This window comes from Amycolatopsis sp. GA6-003 (assembly GCF_046267895.1).
Taxonomy (GTDB): Bacteria; Actinomycetota; Actinomycetes; order Mycobacteriales; family Pseudonocardiaceae; genus Amycolatopsis.
In genome coordinates this window covers 3,427,604-3,440,916 of record NZ_CP176499.1, presented here as the reverse complement: position 1 = coordinate 3,440,916, position 13,313 = coordinate 3,427,604, and the positions used below count along the sequence as shown (strand labels likewise).

Here is a 13,313-nt window from a genome sequence, read left to right as displayed (position 1 = left end):
CTGGGAAAAACGAAACCCGGAGCCGCGGACAGCCGCGGCTGCCCCCTCCTCACCGGCACGTCCGGGTTCCGTGCTCCCGGCCGATCCCGAGGAAGGAGCCGGAGATGACCAGCCCCACCGGCAAGGCTCGCACGCTGGCGGAGAAGGTGTGGGACAGCCACCTCGTGCGCCGAGGCGAAGGCGCCGAGCCGGATCTGCTCTACATCGACCTCCACCTGGTGCACGAAGTGACCAGCCCGCAGGCGTTCGACGGACTGCGGCTGGCCGGGCGGAAGGTGCGCCGCCCCGACCTCACCATCGCCACCGAGGACCACAACGTCCCCACGGTGGACATCGACCTCCCGATCGCCGACCCGGTGTCGCGGACCCAGGTCGAGACGCTTCGCCGCAACTGCAAGGAGTTCGGCGTCCGGCTGCACCCGATGGGCGACGCCGAACAGGGCATCGTGCACGTGATCGGGCCGCAGCTCGGGCTGACCCAGCCGGGCACCACCGTGGTGTGCGGCGACAGTCACACCTCCACGCACGGCGCGTTCGGCGCGATGGCGTTCGGCATCGGCACTTCCGAGGTCGAGCACGTGCTCGCCACCCAGACGCTGCCGCTGCGGCCGTTCAAGACGATGGCGGTCAACGTCGACGGCACGCTGCAGCCGGGCGTCACCGCCAAGGACGTGATCCTCGCGGTGATCGCCAAAATCGGCACCGGCGGCGGACAGGGCTACGTCCTCGAGTACCGCGGCAAGGCCATCGAAGAGCTGTCGATGGAAGCCCGGATGACCATCTGCAACATGTCGATCGAGGCGGGCGCGCGGGCCGGCATGATCGCGCCGGACGAGACCACCTTCGCCTACCTGAAGGGCCGTCCGCACGCCCCGAAGGGCGAGGACTGGGACGCCGCCGTCGCCGCCTGGCGCGAGCTGCGCACCGACGAGGGCGCCGAATTCGACGCCGAGGTCCACCTCGACGCGGACCAGCTGACGCCGTTCGTGACCTGGGGCACCAACCCCGGGCAGGGCCTGCCGCTGGGCGAATCGGTGCCCGACCCGGCCGAGATCCCGGACGAGAACGCGCGCTTCGCCGCTGAGAAGGCCCTGTCCTACATGGATCTGAAGCCGGGCACGCCGCTGCGCGAGATCGCGGTCGACACCGTGTTCCTCGGCTCCTGCACCAACGGCCGGATCGAGGACCTGCGCGCCGCGGCCGAGGTGCTGCGCGGGCGGAAGGTGGCCGATTCGGTCCGGATGCTCGTGGTGCCCGGTTCGATGCGGGTGCGCAAGACCGCCGAGGAGGAAGGACTGGACAAGATCTTCGCCGAGGCGGGAGCCGAATGGCGGCAGGCCGGTTGCTCCATGTGTCTCGGGATGAACCCGGACCAGCTCGCCCCCGGCGAGCGCAGCGCGTCCACCTCCAACCGCAACTTCGAGGGACGGCAGGGCAAGGGCGGGCGCACGCACCTCGTCTCGCCGCTCGTGGCCGCCGCCACCGCCGTGCGCGGGACCCTGTCCTCGCCCGCCGACCTGCCCGCCTGACTTCCCCGAGAGGAGCCACTCCCATGGAACCGTTCACCCAGCACACCGGGATCGGGGTCCCGCTGCGCAGGTCCAACGTGGACACTGACCAGATCATCCCGGCCGTCTACCTCAAGCGCGTGACCCGCACCGGATTCGAGGACGGGCTGTTCGCCGCCTGGCGCGCGCAGGAGGACTTCATCCTCAATCAGGAACCGTTCGCCAACGGGTCCGTGCTCGTCGCCGGGCCGGACTTCGGCACCGGTTCGTCGCGCGAGCACGCCGTGTGGGCGTTGCTGGACTACGGCTTCCGGGTCGTCATCTCGTCCCGGTTCGCCGACATCTTCCGCGGCAACTCCGGCAAGGGCGGCCTCGTCGCCGCGCAGTGCGAGCAGTCGGACGTCGAACTGCTCTGGAAGCTGCTGGAGAACGAGCCCGGCACCGAGGTGTCGGTGGACCTCGAGGCCAAGACCGTGCGGGCCAAGGACTTCACCGCGCCCTTCCAGATCGACGACTACGTCCGCTGGCGGCTGCTCGAAGGGCTCGACGACATCGCGCTGACTCTGCGCCACGCGGGGGACATCGACGCGTTCGAGTCCCAGCGGCCTTCCTGGAAGCCCGTGACGCTTCCCGCCGCCACCTCCTGACCTGCTCCGCCGGGGGCGGATTCCCTGCTCGGAAAGGGAATCCACCCCCGGCGGGCCCCTCTTCGCCCACGCCAAACGGCGCCTCCCGGGACCGGAATCGGGTCCTTCGGGAGGGCGGAACCGTTCCCGCCGCAAGGGAAAATTTCGCGTGCCGTTTGGAATTTGTGCTGTCTTGGTAATACCGTGTGCGTTAGCCGGCCGACCTGGCCGTGGACGAAGAGTTCTTCTTGGAGGGACTGGAATGGCCAACAAGGCCCAGCTGATCGAGGCGCTGTCGGAGCGCCTGGGCGACAAAAAGGTTGCTTCGGAGGCCGTCGACGGTCTCGTCGACATCATCATCCGGACGGTCAACAAGGGCGAAAAGGTGAACATCACCGGCTTCGGGGTGTTCGAGAAGCGCGCTCGTGCCGCCCGCACCGCGCGCAACCCGCGCACCGGCGAAGCCGTGCGAGTGAAGAAGACGAACGTTCCGGCGTTCCGCGCGGGCACCACGTTCAAGGACGTGATTTCCGGTTCGAAGAAGCTGCCGAAGGCCACGGCGGCGAAGCGGGCCACCGGCACCACCGCGCGCGCCACCACCGCCCGCGCCGCCTCGACGACCACGCGCAGCACCCGTGCCACGGCGGCGAAGCCCGCCGCCACGCGCACCCGCGCCACCGCGGCCAAGGCTCCCGCCAAGGCCGCCGCGACCAAGACGACGACCCGCGCGACCGCGGCGAAGTCGACCGCCACCCGCGCCAAGGCGGCCCCGAAGGCCACCACCACGCGGGCGAAGGCAGCCGCCAAGCCCGCCGCCAAGACCACCACCGCGGCGGCGAAGAAGACCACGGCCGCGGCCAAGAAGGCCCCGGCGAAGCGCACCTCGGCGGCCAAGAAGAAGTAACAGCCCCGGTATTCGTTTCGCGGCAGGGCCCCGACCTCGGGTGAGGTCGGGGCCCTGCCGCGTATCGGGGACGTGACCGGCTGAATGGACGGAAGTCCATGCGGCGGGCGGGGTTGTCGGGCGGGGGAGGGGCGCGGTGTTGCGGGGGCTTGGTTTCGGCTGGGTGGGGTCGCCGGGCGGGGGAGAGGCGCGGCGTTGTGGGGGCTTGGTTTCGGCTGGGCGGTGTTGCCGGGAGGGGAGGGACGCGGTGTTGTGGGGGCTTGGTTTCGGCTGGGCGGGGCTGCCGCGAGGGGGAGAGGCGAGGCGTTACCAGGGCTCAGTTTGGGCTGGGCGGTGTTGCCGGGAGGGGAGGGACGCGGCCTTGCGGGGGCTTGGTTTCGGCTGGGTGGGGTCGCTGGGCGGGGAGAGGTGAGGCGTTGCCGCGGCTCGGTTCCGGCTGGGCGGGGTTGTCGGAAGGGGAAGAGGCGCGGTGTTGCGGGGGCTTGGGTTTCGGCTGGGCGGGCCGGGGCTGAGTTGTCGTGGTGGCGCGGTGATTGTCGGGACCGAGTTCGGCGGAGGCTTGGAGGGGCGGGCTGGGCTGCCCGCGGACGCGGCGGGCGGATGGCGGGGACGGCCTGGCCGGCAGGGCGGCTGAGCGTTGTGGTTGGCGGGGTTTCGAGGCTTGGCGAGCGGGTACGGCGGTCGGCAGGGCGGCCCAGCCGTTGTGGTCGCAGGGTTTCTGGGCAAGGCAGCTGTGGTGGCGGACCAGTTCGCGGAAGTGGGCTGAACAGCGTGGGCCGTGGCCGCGTGAAGGCACCGTTTTCCGAGGTCGGCGGGTCCTTCGGGCACCGGAAAGAGCCTCGCCGAATTTGCTGATAAGACAACAGATCCATCTGCGCCGAGGCAGCCGGGGAAGGCAATCGGATTCCCGCCGCACCGTCCGAGAGGGCTAATCCGGCGCCCGGAGACAAATCCCCGCCGGGGGTAATGGGGCCCGGCACGGCTGTCTCGGACGTCGCTTATGCCGGGACCGGAGATAACCGCGGCGCAATACCCGTCTCTATAGAATCCGCCGCCGAATGGGGTGGAAGTGCGTTCACGAGAAGGGCCCGGCATCGCCGAAGCGACGCCGGGCCCCGCGAAAAAGATCAGCCTGCCGAAGGCACCGGAGCGGGCAGCGGGCTCGGGTAATAATCCGCGCCCACCAGAACCGGTCCGTCGTCGCCGGGACAGAACGACAGGACCCACAGCGAGCCCTTCTTGCTCGGCACCACCCCGTCGCGGGCGGCGGGCAGTTCCAGGCCGTCCCGGTCGGCCAGCGCGCTCACCAGGTCCGGGATCACGCCGCCCTGGCTGCTGATCAGCGGAGTGCCCCCGTCGGCGGCGATCGCCAGCAGGCGGCGGATTCCGAGCAGCGGGTCCGGCCAGTAGCCCTCTTCCGACAGCAACGGCTCGTGCCGCACCTCGACGCCGAGTGCGTCCGCGATTCCGCCGACGGTCTGCACGCATCGCAGCCGCGGCGCGGAGAACACCCGGTCGGGGCCGAAGAGCGGCAGCAGGTCCCGCAGGGCGGCGGCTTGGCGTTGCCCGGCTTCCGACAGCGGACGGAGGTCGTCGTCGCCGGTCCAGTCCTCGCGTTTGCCCGCCTTGGCGTGCCGCACCAGCAACACCGTCGTCAGCGCGGGCGGGAGGGCGCAGAACTCGCGCAGCACCCGCACATCCGCCGGGCGCGTGAGCAGCCGTTCGGCCTCGACCGGGGGCAGCCAGCGCAGTTCGTCGACCTCTTCGTTCGGCTCGAAGGTTCCCGCGACGGCTTCGGCGCTGAAGTAGTCGACGCTCTTGCGCAGCAGCCGTCCGTCGTTCTTCCCCGGCACCTCGTACGTCGTCTGCGCCACATAGCGGCCCAGCACCGCGCGGAACCCGGTCTCCTCGGCGATCTCGCGCACCGCGGTGGCGGCGAGCGTTTCGCCGGGGTCGACCTTTCCCTTCGGCAGCGACCAATCGCCGTAGCGGGGCCGGTGCACCAGGGCGACCTCGATCCCGTCCCCGGCGTGCCGCCACAGCACCGCGCCGGCGGCCCGGACGTCCACGCTCATCCGACGGCCCCGTGCCGCTTCGCGAGTTCGAGCTGGTGGTCGCGCACCTGCGAACCGGCGGCCGGGAACGGCTGCCATTCGCCGGAGGAACTGAGCACCCAGCAGCGCGTGTGCGGGTCGAGCGCCGAATCGAACACCTCGTCCAGCTGCCGCGTCAGCTTCGGGTCCTTGACCCGCACCAGCGCCTCGATCCGCCGGTCGAGGTTGCGGTGCATCATGTCCGCGCTGCCGATCCAGTGCGTGCCGCCGGCGCGGAAGTGGAACACCCGCGAATGCTCGAGGAACCGGCCGAGGATCGAGCGGACCCGGATGTTCTCGCTCAGTCCCTCGACGCCCGGCTTCAGCGAGCAGATCCCGCGCACCACCACGTCGACCGGAACGCCGGCCTGCGAAGCGTGGTACAGCGCGTCGATCACCTGCTCGTCGACGAGCGAGTTGCACTTGATCCGGATGCCCGCTTCGAGCCCGGCGCGCGCGAGTTCGATCTCCTCGCCGATCGCGCGCACGATGCCGCGGCGGATGCCGTGCGGCGACGTGAGGATCGTGCGGTAGGTGTCCTGGCGCGAGTAGCCGGTGAGGACGTTGAACAGGTCGGTGATGTCCGCGCCGATGCTCGGGTCCGCCGTCAGCAGGCCGAGGTCTTCGTACAGCCGCGCGGTCTTCGGGTTGTAGTTGCCGGTGCCGATGTGGCAGTAGCGGCGGATGGTCGAACCCTCCTGCCGCACCACCATCGACACCTTGCAGTGCGTTTTGAGGCCCACCAAGCCGTACACGACGTGCACGCCCGCGCGTTCCAGCGTGCGCGCCCAGGTGATGTTGGCCTGCTCGTCGAACCGCGCCTTGATCTCCACCAGCGCCACGACCTGCTTGCCCGCCTCGGCGGCGTCGATCAGCGCGTCCACGATCGGCGAATCGCCCGACGTCCGGTACAGCGTCTGCTTGATCGCCAGCACCTTCGCATCGGCCGCGGCCTGTTCGATGAACCGCTGCACGCTCGTGGAGAACGAATCGTAGGGGTGGTGCACCAGCACGTCGCCCTCGCGCAGCGTCGCGAACACGCTCTTGGGCGTCTCGCGTTCGCCGAACGCCGGATGCGTCGCGGGCACGAACGGCCGGTCCTTCAGCTCCTTGCGGTCGACCGCCGACAGCTGGAACAGGCAGGTGAGGTCGAGCAGCCCGGGCACCTCGACGACGTCCTCGGGATCGACTTCCAGCTCGCGCAGCAGCAGTTCGAGCATGTGCTCGCTCATGTCCTGCGCCACTTCGAGCCGCACCGGCGGGCCGAACCGGCGCTGCGCCAGCTCGCGTTCCAAGGCCTGCAACAGGTCCTCGTCGCGGTCTTCCTCGACCTCGAAGTCGGCGTTGCGGGTGACGCGGAAGACGTGGTGCTCGGTCACCTCCATGCCGGTGAACAGATCGCTCAGGTGCGCGGAGATCAGTTCCTCGAGCGGAAGGAAGGTGGCGGACCGGTTGCCGCGTTCGGTTTCCACGCGCATCAGCCGCGGCACGTTGCTCGGCACCTTCACGCGGGCGAACCGTTCGAGCCCGCCCTGCGGGTCCCGCACCGTCACCGCGAGGTTGAGCGACAGCCCGGAGATGTACGGGAACGGGTGCGCCGGGTCGACCGCGAGCGGCGTGAGCACCGGGAAGATCTGCTCGGAGAAGTAGCTCGACAGCCGCAGCTGGTCGGCCCCGGACAGGTCGGCCCAGCCGACGATCCGGATGTCCTGCTCGGCCAGCTGCGGGCGCAGGTGCTCCTCGAACGCGGCGGTGTGCCGTTCGACGAGGTCCTGGTTGCGCTTGGCGATGTAGTCCAGCTGTTCGCGCGGCGTGAGCCCGTCCGCGCTGCGCACCGACAGGCCGGTTTCGTCGCGCCGTTTCAGCCCGGCGACCCGGACCATGTAGAACTCGTCCAAATTGGACGCGAAAATGGCGAGGAACTTGGCCCGTTCGAGCAGCGGCTGCGATTCGTCCTCGGCCAGCGCGAGCACGCGGGCGTTGAAGTCGAGCCAGGACAGCTCGCGGTTGAAATAGCGGTCGTCGGGAAGCGATTCGACGGCGGTGGGCGCGGACGTGACCGCGGGCGGGGCCGACGGGACGGAGCGGAATTCTTCGCCGCTCTCCGTCGTGGTCCGGCGCTGTCGGACGGCGGCTTTGGTGACGGCGGGCGGTGCGGCGGGTTTCTTCGCCGTGGTGCGCAGCGCGCTCGAGGAGGTTTTGCGCTTGGCCGGTTTGGCGTTGTCCTCCGCCGAAGCCGCCTTGGGTTTCGCCCGACGGGCCGCGGCGGCGTCAGCGTTCCCGCGCGAGGTCGCCTTCCTGCCCGCGGTGCGCGGGGCCGGGGACGAGGGGGTTGCGCTGCTGCCGCTTTTCACGCGCCGCCGGGCCGGAGTGCTGCCGTCTTCTGTGCTCACGCTGCCCATTGTTCACTACGAAGCCGCGGTTTGCGCAGGCCGCGATGAAGGTCGAGTGAACACCTCAGCGCGATTGCGCCCGATCGGCCGGGAGCAATGCCGCGGTGCGCTTCCCGAGGCCGAGCCGCGCGGCGTGGCGGAGATCATCTTCGGTGTCGACGTCGCTGCGCAGCGACGGCAAGGTCTGGGTGAGCGGGATCGCACCGGACGCCCGGTGCAGCTCCGCGGAGCCGGCTCCGAAACGCGGGTCGAGAGGTTTCCCCGGCGCGGACAGCAACAGCGTGGTCCCGGTGCCCTGGCGGTCGGAAACCATCGCGCGGCGGCCGGCGGCTTCGGTCAGCGCCTGCTCCAGATCCACCGCTCGCAACGCGGGAAGATCCGCTTGGAGCGCGCCCACCACCCCGTCCGGCGCGTCCGTGCGCAGCAGCTGCGCGCCGTGCCGCAGCGCCTCGTTGAGCCCGCCGCCCGCCGGTTCGGCGGCCAGCTCGACGCCGAGACCGGCCAATTCGGACAGCGCGGCCGGATCGGAGGTGACCACGAGCACGCGCCGGACCCGGGCGACCGACGTGACCGCGGCCAGCGTGTCGCAGGCCAGCGCCAGCACGAGGTCCGCGTGCCGGTGCGCGGCGACCGCCCCGCGCAGCCGGGACTTGCCCGCGCCCGGCGGTTTCAGCGGCATGACCAGGTCTGCGTCCACCTGTCCATCTTTACCCGAAACCCGCCGCGCGCGTGCGTGAGCGCACCCTCCCTGGACTGCGCGAACCGGGGCGCGGCAGGATCACCCGGAGCAGAGGCGATCCGAGGAGGAGAACTGTGGCACGGCGTGAGAAGGGCGGATTCTGGGTGGGGCTGGCCGCCGCCGCGTTCTACCCGCTGACCGCCATCGGCAAGCGGGTGTACCTCGGCGCGGAGAAAATCCCCCGGCAAGGGCCCGCGGTGCTGGTGATGAACCACATCTCGCACCTGGACCCGGCGGTCGACGCGGTGTTCGTGCACCGGCAGAAGCGGGTGCCGCGGTTCTTCCTGAAGGCGAGCCTGAAGAACGTGCCGGTCTTCGGCCGGATCGTGACCGGGTCCGGGCAGATCCCGGTGGAGCGCGGGTCGAGCGCGGCGGGCGACAGCCTCAAGGCCGCGCACCAGGCGCTGCAGGAGGGCAAGGTCATCGTGATCTACCCCGAGGGCACCATCACGAAGGACCCGCTGGGCTGGCCGAAGGAGGCCTACAGCGGCGCGGCGCGGCTGGCGCTGCAGAACGACGTGCCGGTGATCCCGATCGCGCGCTGGGGCACGAACCAGATCTTCAACGGCTACACCAAGAAGTTCACGCCGTTCCCGCGCAAGACGGTGACGCACCTGGTCGGCGATCCGATCGACCTGTCCGCGTACCGGGGCGGGAATCCGCGCAGCGCCTCGACGCTGCGCGAGGTCACCGCCGTGCTGATGGACGAGGTGACCCGGCTGCTGGCGGAGATCCGGCAGGAGGAACCGCCGGCGAAGAAGCCGGGGACGGACGCTGTTCCGGAAACCAAGGCGGAGACCAAGGCGGCGGCCGACGCGGACGCCAAAGCGGAGGTCACCGCCGAGCCCAAGGCGGAGGCCGAGAAGCCGGAGGACGGTGCCTGATGGCGGGTTTCGCCGCCGACGTGCAGCGGGTCACCGTGCTCGGCGCGGGTTCGTGGGGCACCGCGTTCGCGAAGGTGCTCGGCGACGCGGGCCGGGACGTGACGATGTGGGCGCGCCGGGAAAGCGTCGCCGAGGAGATCCGGGAACGGCACACCAACGAGTCGTACCTTCCGGGAACGTCGTTGCCGGAACGGATCACCGCGACGTCCGACGCGGCCGAGGCGCTCGACGGCGCGCAGGCGGTCGTGCTCGGGGTGCCGAGCCAGAGCCTGCGCGCGAACCTCACCGGCTGGCGGCCGCAGCTGCCGCCCGAGGCGATCCTGGTCAGCCTGGCCAAGGGCGTGGAACTGGGCACGCTGAAGCGGATGAGCGAGGTGATCGCCGAACTCGCCGAGGTCGATCCGGGCGAGATCGTGGTGGTGTCCGGGCCGAACCTGGCCCGCGAGATCGCCGCCGGGCAGCCCGCCGCCGCGGTGCTCGCGTGCGCCGACCACGAGCGGGCGAAGGCGGTGCAGCAGGCGACGTCGAATCAGTATTTCCGGCCCTACACCAACACCGACGTGGTGGGCTGCGAGCTGGGCGGCGCGTGCAAGAACGTGATCGCGCTCAGCTGCGGGATGGCCGCCGGGATGGGCCTCGGCGCGAACACGATGGCGACGCTCATCACGCGCGGCCTCGCCGAAATGGCGCGGCTCGGCGCGAAACTCGGCGCGGACCCGCTGACGTTCGCCGGTCTCGCCGGGCTCGGCGACCTGGTGGCGACGTGCTCGTCCCCGTTGTCGCGCAACCGCACCTTCGGCGAACGGCTCGGCCGCGGCGAAACCCTGGCCGAGGCGCAGGCGGCGACCGGCGGCCAGGTCGCGGAGGGCGTCGCGTCGTGCTCGTCGATCCGCGAACTGGCGCAGCGGCACGGGGCCGACATGCCGATCACGGACGCGATGTACCGGGTCTGCCACGAGGGCGTCGACCCGCGGCAGGCGGGCGCGGAGCTGCTGGGACGCTCGCGGAAGCCGGAGTGGCCGTGAGTGTTTGTCCCGGTTAGAACCGGGACTGCCGCTCACGACGAGCGGGCCGGGCTTGGCGGCGAAGCGCGGTGGCCCGGGGCTCGTGAGTGCTGGCGCCGGTGAGGACCGGCGTTGCCCCCCACCAGGGTGTGAACCCGCGCTCACCTGGGCGGTCCAGCGGGTGAGACGGGTTGACCGGGCGGTCCGGGGCTGGTTCGCTGTGCGGCATGCTGACGTGCGAGATGACGATGCGGCCGGGGTCTGCCGACCTCCGCCCCGTCATGGGCATGTCGTGTCGCTGTTGTCGGTGAACCCCGCCCCGGCCAGTTCGACACTCATCTTCTTCCCGTGAGGACTTCTTTTCATGTTCGCCGTTCCGGACAACACCCTGCTGCGTCCCGAGAACCCCGCCCTGCGCCACCCGGTCCGCGTCGCCGTCGACGTGGCCGCCGACCGGGAACGCTGGGGCAGCCTGCTGCGCTATGACCCCGACCAGCGGTTCTCCGCCCTCGTCGAACGCACCGACGACCAGGAGATCTGGCTGCTCAGCTGGCTTCCCGGCCAGCACACCGACCTGCACGACCACGCCTTCTCGACCGGTGCGTTCACCGTCGTGTCCGGGCGGCTGACCGAAACCGTCGCGCGGCGCGCCCCGGGCGGCCGTGCGGTGACCGAGGTGCACGGGCTGTCCGCCGGGCAGTCGCGGGTGTTCGGGCCGGGCTACGTGCACGAGGTGCGCAACGACGGCCCGGACCCGGCGATCAGCGTGCACGTCTACCGCCAGGGCGGCCGGCAGATGCGGTCGTACCAGGCGAATCCGGTCGACGGGCCAGCTCTGAGCTCGTGAGTGCTCATCACGGTGAGAACCGGGATCAACACTCACGAGTCGAGGTCGCCGCGTAGTCTGAACTGCCGCTCGATCTCCTCCCGGCTCACGCCCGCCGCGAGCAGAACCTGCAGCAGGACCCGCGATTTCCGCGGGCACAGCCAGCCGGCCATGGTCGCGCCCATCCGGATCAGGCTCGATTCGGAGCCGTGGAACCCGTAAGTACTCCGGAAAGTCGGGCCCGCACCGGTCCGGGAGGCGATGACAACCGGCACTTCCGCCGCCGCGATCACGTCCGCCGTCGCCGTCGACACGTGTCCGACGCCGTTGGCGGCCACCACTACGCCGCGCGCGCCGTTCTTGAGCACCAGCGACAGTAGTTCGCCGGTGTCTTCGAGCCCCGATTCCAGCAGCGGAACGAGGTCGACGGTTCCGGCTCCCGGCAGCACCGGCAGGCGCGGCGGCGACGGGTGGAAGTAGTGCACCGATCCTTCGGCGACCATGCCGAGCGGACCCGCCGGCCGCGACGAAAACGTTTCGACGTGGCTGGAATGCGTCTTCCGCACCCACCGCGCCGCGTGCACGTCGTCGTTGAACGCCACCAGCGCGCCCCGGCCGCGGCTGCGCGGATCGGCGGCGACGGCGAGCGCGGCGAGGAGGTTCGCCTGTCCGTCCGGGCTGGGCAGGCTCGGGTTCCGCATCGCGCCGGTGATCACCACCGGCGCGTCGGACGGCCACGTGAGGTCGAACAGGTACGCCGTTTCCTCCAGCGTGTCCGTGCCCTGCACCACCACGAGACCGTCCGCGCCCGCCTCGATCTGCTCGATGCCCCACTCCCGGGTCCGGGCGAGCGTCGCGTAGTCCATCGACGAACTCGACAATCCGGCCAGCGTCGCCGCGGTGACCTCCATCGGCAGCCGGGAACCCAGTTCTCCCAGCAGATCCTCGGCGCTCAGCCGCGGTACGACGCCGTCCTCGAGCGAACGTCCGGGAGCCATCGAGATGGTGCCGCCCAGCGCGGCGACGGCGATGCGAGTCATGTCCCGCACTCTATGCGGGGCGCCGCGCCTGCAGGGTGTAGCTCGCGGCGATCCGGCGCGAGCGGTCGCGCAGCCGCCATTCGCCGCCCCCGGCCTCTTCCATCTCGTGCGGCAACGCGTTCCACGCCGCGGTGTCGTGCTCGGTCAGGCCGGTCAGGATCAGGCCCTGGTCGAGCAGCGCGGTGACGACCTCGCCGAGCGAATGGTTCCAGCTGTGCGTGGTCGTCGTGCGCATCGGTTCGTCGGTGTCGACGTACGTGGTGTCGTCGCTGAACACGAGCGGTTCGTCGTGCTCGAAATAGTCGTACTTCGGCCACGCGCGTTCGGATTCCTCGTCGAGCGTCCACAGCATCGGATGGCCTTCGCGCATGAACAGCCGTCCGCCCGGCCGCAGCAGCCGCGCGACGACCTCCGCCCACCGCGAGATTTTCGGCAGCCAGCAGAGCGCGCCGACCCCGGTGTAGACCAGGTCGAACGTGTTCTCGCCGAAGACTTCCACCGCGTCGTAGACGTTCGCCTCGTGGTAGTCGATGTCCGCGCCGGCGGCCTCGGCGAGCTTGCGCGCCTCGGCGAGCGACGCCGGGGAAAGGTCCAGACCAGAGATCTTGGCCCCGAGCCGGTGCAGCGACAGCGTGTCCGTGCCGATGTGGCACTGCAGGTGCACGGTGCGCAGCCCGGAAACGTCGCCGAGGCGGGGCTGGTCGAAGCGCACGACCTGGCTCAGATGCGCGGGATCGGACTTGAACTTGTCGAACTCGTAGTACGCCGAGCGCGCGTGGATCGGCGCGCGGTCGTCCCAGTTGGCGCGGTTGATCTCGAACGAATCACTCATGCCTTCTCCGCCGTGCTGCGCAGGACGCAAAATTCGTTGCCTTCCGGGTCCTGGAGAACCGCCCAGCCGCTGCCGTCCTCGCGGCGGTGGTCGGAGTGCAGGGTCGCGCCCAGCTCGAGCAGCCGGTCCACCTCTTCGTCGCGGGTCCGGTCCTCCGGCTTCAGGCAGAGGTGCAGCCGGTTCTTGCCCGCCTTGGGTTCGGGGACGGCGATGAACAGCAGCGTGACGCCGGAGTCGAGCCTGATGCCGATTTCCGGGTCGCCCTGACGGTCGTCCTCGCCGACCGGGCGTCCGGTCACTTTGGTCCAGAACTGGGCCAGTTCCCACGGGTCCGCGCAATCGACGGTGATGTTGTCCACGACTGAGGTCATCGGGCTCCTTGTGCTCAGGGTTTCCGGGGCGGAGTCTGCCCGGAATGCCCGATGCGCGCGAGGGATTTCCTGTCGAGTGGCTGTCAGCTCGGG

At 70.6% G+C, this 13,313-nt stretch carries 12 protein-coding genes; 6 read left to right on the top strand and 6 right to left on the bottom strand.

Going from position 1 to position 13,313, the window contains the following annotated elements; genetic code table 11:
* The first annotated feature begins 104 nt into the window (after positions 1–104).
* The 3 genes from leuC (at position 105) to F9C12_RS15075 (ending at position 3,038) form a co-directional block, all read left to right on the top strand.
* Entirely contained in the window at positions 105–1,529 is a 1,425-nt protein-coding gene (gene leuC, locus F9C12_RS15085) for a 3-isopropylmalate dehydratase large subunit (RefSeq protein WP_409182599.1), read from the top strand.
* A 23-nt stretch (positions 1,530–1,552) separates the two neighbouring features.
* Positions 1,553–2,155: a 3-isopropylmalate dehydratase small subunit gene (gene leuD, locus F9C12_RS15080; protein WP_409182598.1), complete on the top strand. Its 603-nt coding sequence runs from the start codon at positions 1,553–1,555 to the stop codon at positions 2,153–2,155.
* 241 nt (positions 2,156–2,396) lie between these two features.
* The gene (locus F9C12_RS15075; RefSeq protein WP_409182597.1) at positions 2,397–3,038 is read left to right on the top strand and encodes an HU family DNA-binding protein; all 642 of its coding nucleotides are present in this window, start codon (positions 2,397–2,399) and stop codon (positions 3,036–3,038) included.
* A 1,127-nt stretch (positions 3,039–4,165) separates the two neighbouring features.
* Here F9C12_RS15075 and F9C12_RS15070 read toward each other — a convergent pair.
* Genes F9C12_RS15070 through cofC form a run of 3 tightly spaced genes read right to left on the bottom strand, consistent with a single transcriptional unit; the run spans position 4,166 to position 8,221 of the window.
* On the bottom strand, positions 4,166–5,113 hold the full coding sequence (locus tag F9C12_RS15070; protein WP_409466288.1) for an NUDIX hydrolase: 948 nt from the start codon (positions 5,111–5,113) through the stop codon (positions 4,166–4,168).
* On the bottom strand, positions 5,110–7,533 hold the full coding sequence (locus tag F9C12_RS15065) for an RNA degradosome polyphosphate kinase (RefSeq protein ID WP_409466287.1): 2,424 nt from the start codon (positions 7,531–7,533) through the stop codon (positions 5,110–5,112). Before F9C12_RS15065 ends, F9C12_RS15070 begins: the two co-directional genes overlap by 4 nt.
* Positions 7,534–7,588: 55 nt before the next feature.
* Positions 7,589–8,221, bottom strand: a complete 633-nt coding sequence (cofC, locus tag F9C12_RS15060; RefSeq protein WP_409466286.1) for a 2-phospho-L-lactate guanylyltransferase — start codon at positions 8,219–8,221, stop codon at positions 7,589–7,591.
* A gap of 116 nt (positions 8,222–8,337) precedes the next feature.
* On the opposite strand from cofC, the gene F9C12_RS15055 reads away from it, so the two are divergent.
* The 3 genes from F9C12_RS15055 (at position 8,338) to F9C12_RS15045 (ending at position 10,998) form a co-directional block, all read left to right on the top strand.
* On the top strand, positions 8,338–9,147 hold the full coding sequence (locus tag F9C12_RS15055) for a lysophospholipid acyltransferase family protein (protein WP_409466285.1): 810 nt from the start codon (positions 8,338–8,340) through the stop codon (positions 9,145–9,147).
* The gene (locus F9C12_RS15050) at positions 9,147–10,172 is read left to right on the top strand and encodes an NAD(P)H-dependent glycerol-3-phosphate dehydrogenase (protein WP_409466284.1); all 1,026 of its coding nucleotides are present in this window, start codon (positions 9,147–9,149) and stop codon (positions 10,170–10,172) included. Before F9C12_RS15055 ends, F9C12_RS15050 begins: the two co-directional genes overlap by 1 nt.
* 343 nt (positions 10,173–10,515) lie before the next feature.
* Positions 10,516–10,998, top strand: coding sequence for a cysteine dioxygenase (locus F9C12_RS15045; RefSeq protein WP_409182591.1), 483 nt, complete (start codon positions 10,516–10,518; stop codon positions 10,996–10,998).
* Positions 10,999–11,030: 32 nt separating this feature from the next.
* Here the strand turns inward: F9C12_RS15045 and F9C12_RS15040 are convergent, their stop codons facing one another.
* Genes F9C12_RS15040 through F9C12_RS15030 form a run of 3 tightly spaced genes read right to left on the bottom strand, consistent with a single transcriptional unit; the run spans position 11,031 to position 13,220 of the window.
* Positions 11,031–12,017 carry an asparaginase gene (locus F9C12_RS15040; protein WP_409466283.1) on the bottom strand — a complete coding sequence of 329 codons (987 nt, stop codon included), beginning with the start codon at positions 12,015–12,017 and terminating at the stop codon, positions 11,031–11,033.
* Between the two features lie 10 nt (positions 12,018–12,027).
* Positions 12,028–12,849, bottom strand: coding sequence for a class I SAM-dependent methyltransferase (locus F9C12_RS15035; protein ID WP_409466282.1), 822 nt, complete (start codon positions 12,847–12,849; stop codon positions 12,028–12,030).
* Positions 12,846–13,220: a VOC family protein gene (locus tag F9C12_RS15030; protein ID WP_409466281.1), complete on the bottom strand. Its 375-nt coding sequence runs from the start codon at positions 13,218–13,220 to the stop codon at positions 12,846–12,848. The genes F9C12_RS15035 and F9C12_RS15030 overlap by 4 nt, the downstream gene beginning before the upstream one ends.
* Positions 13,221–13,313: the final 93 nt, after the last annotated feature.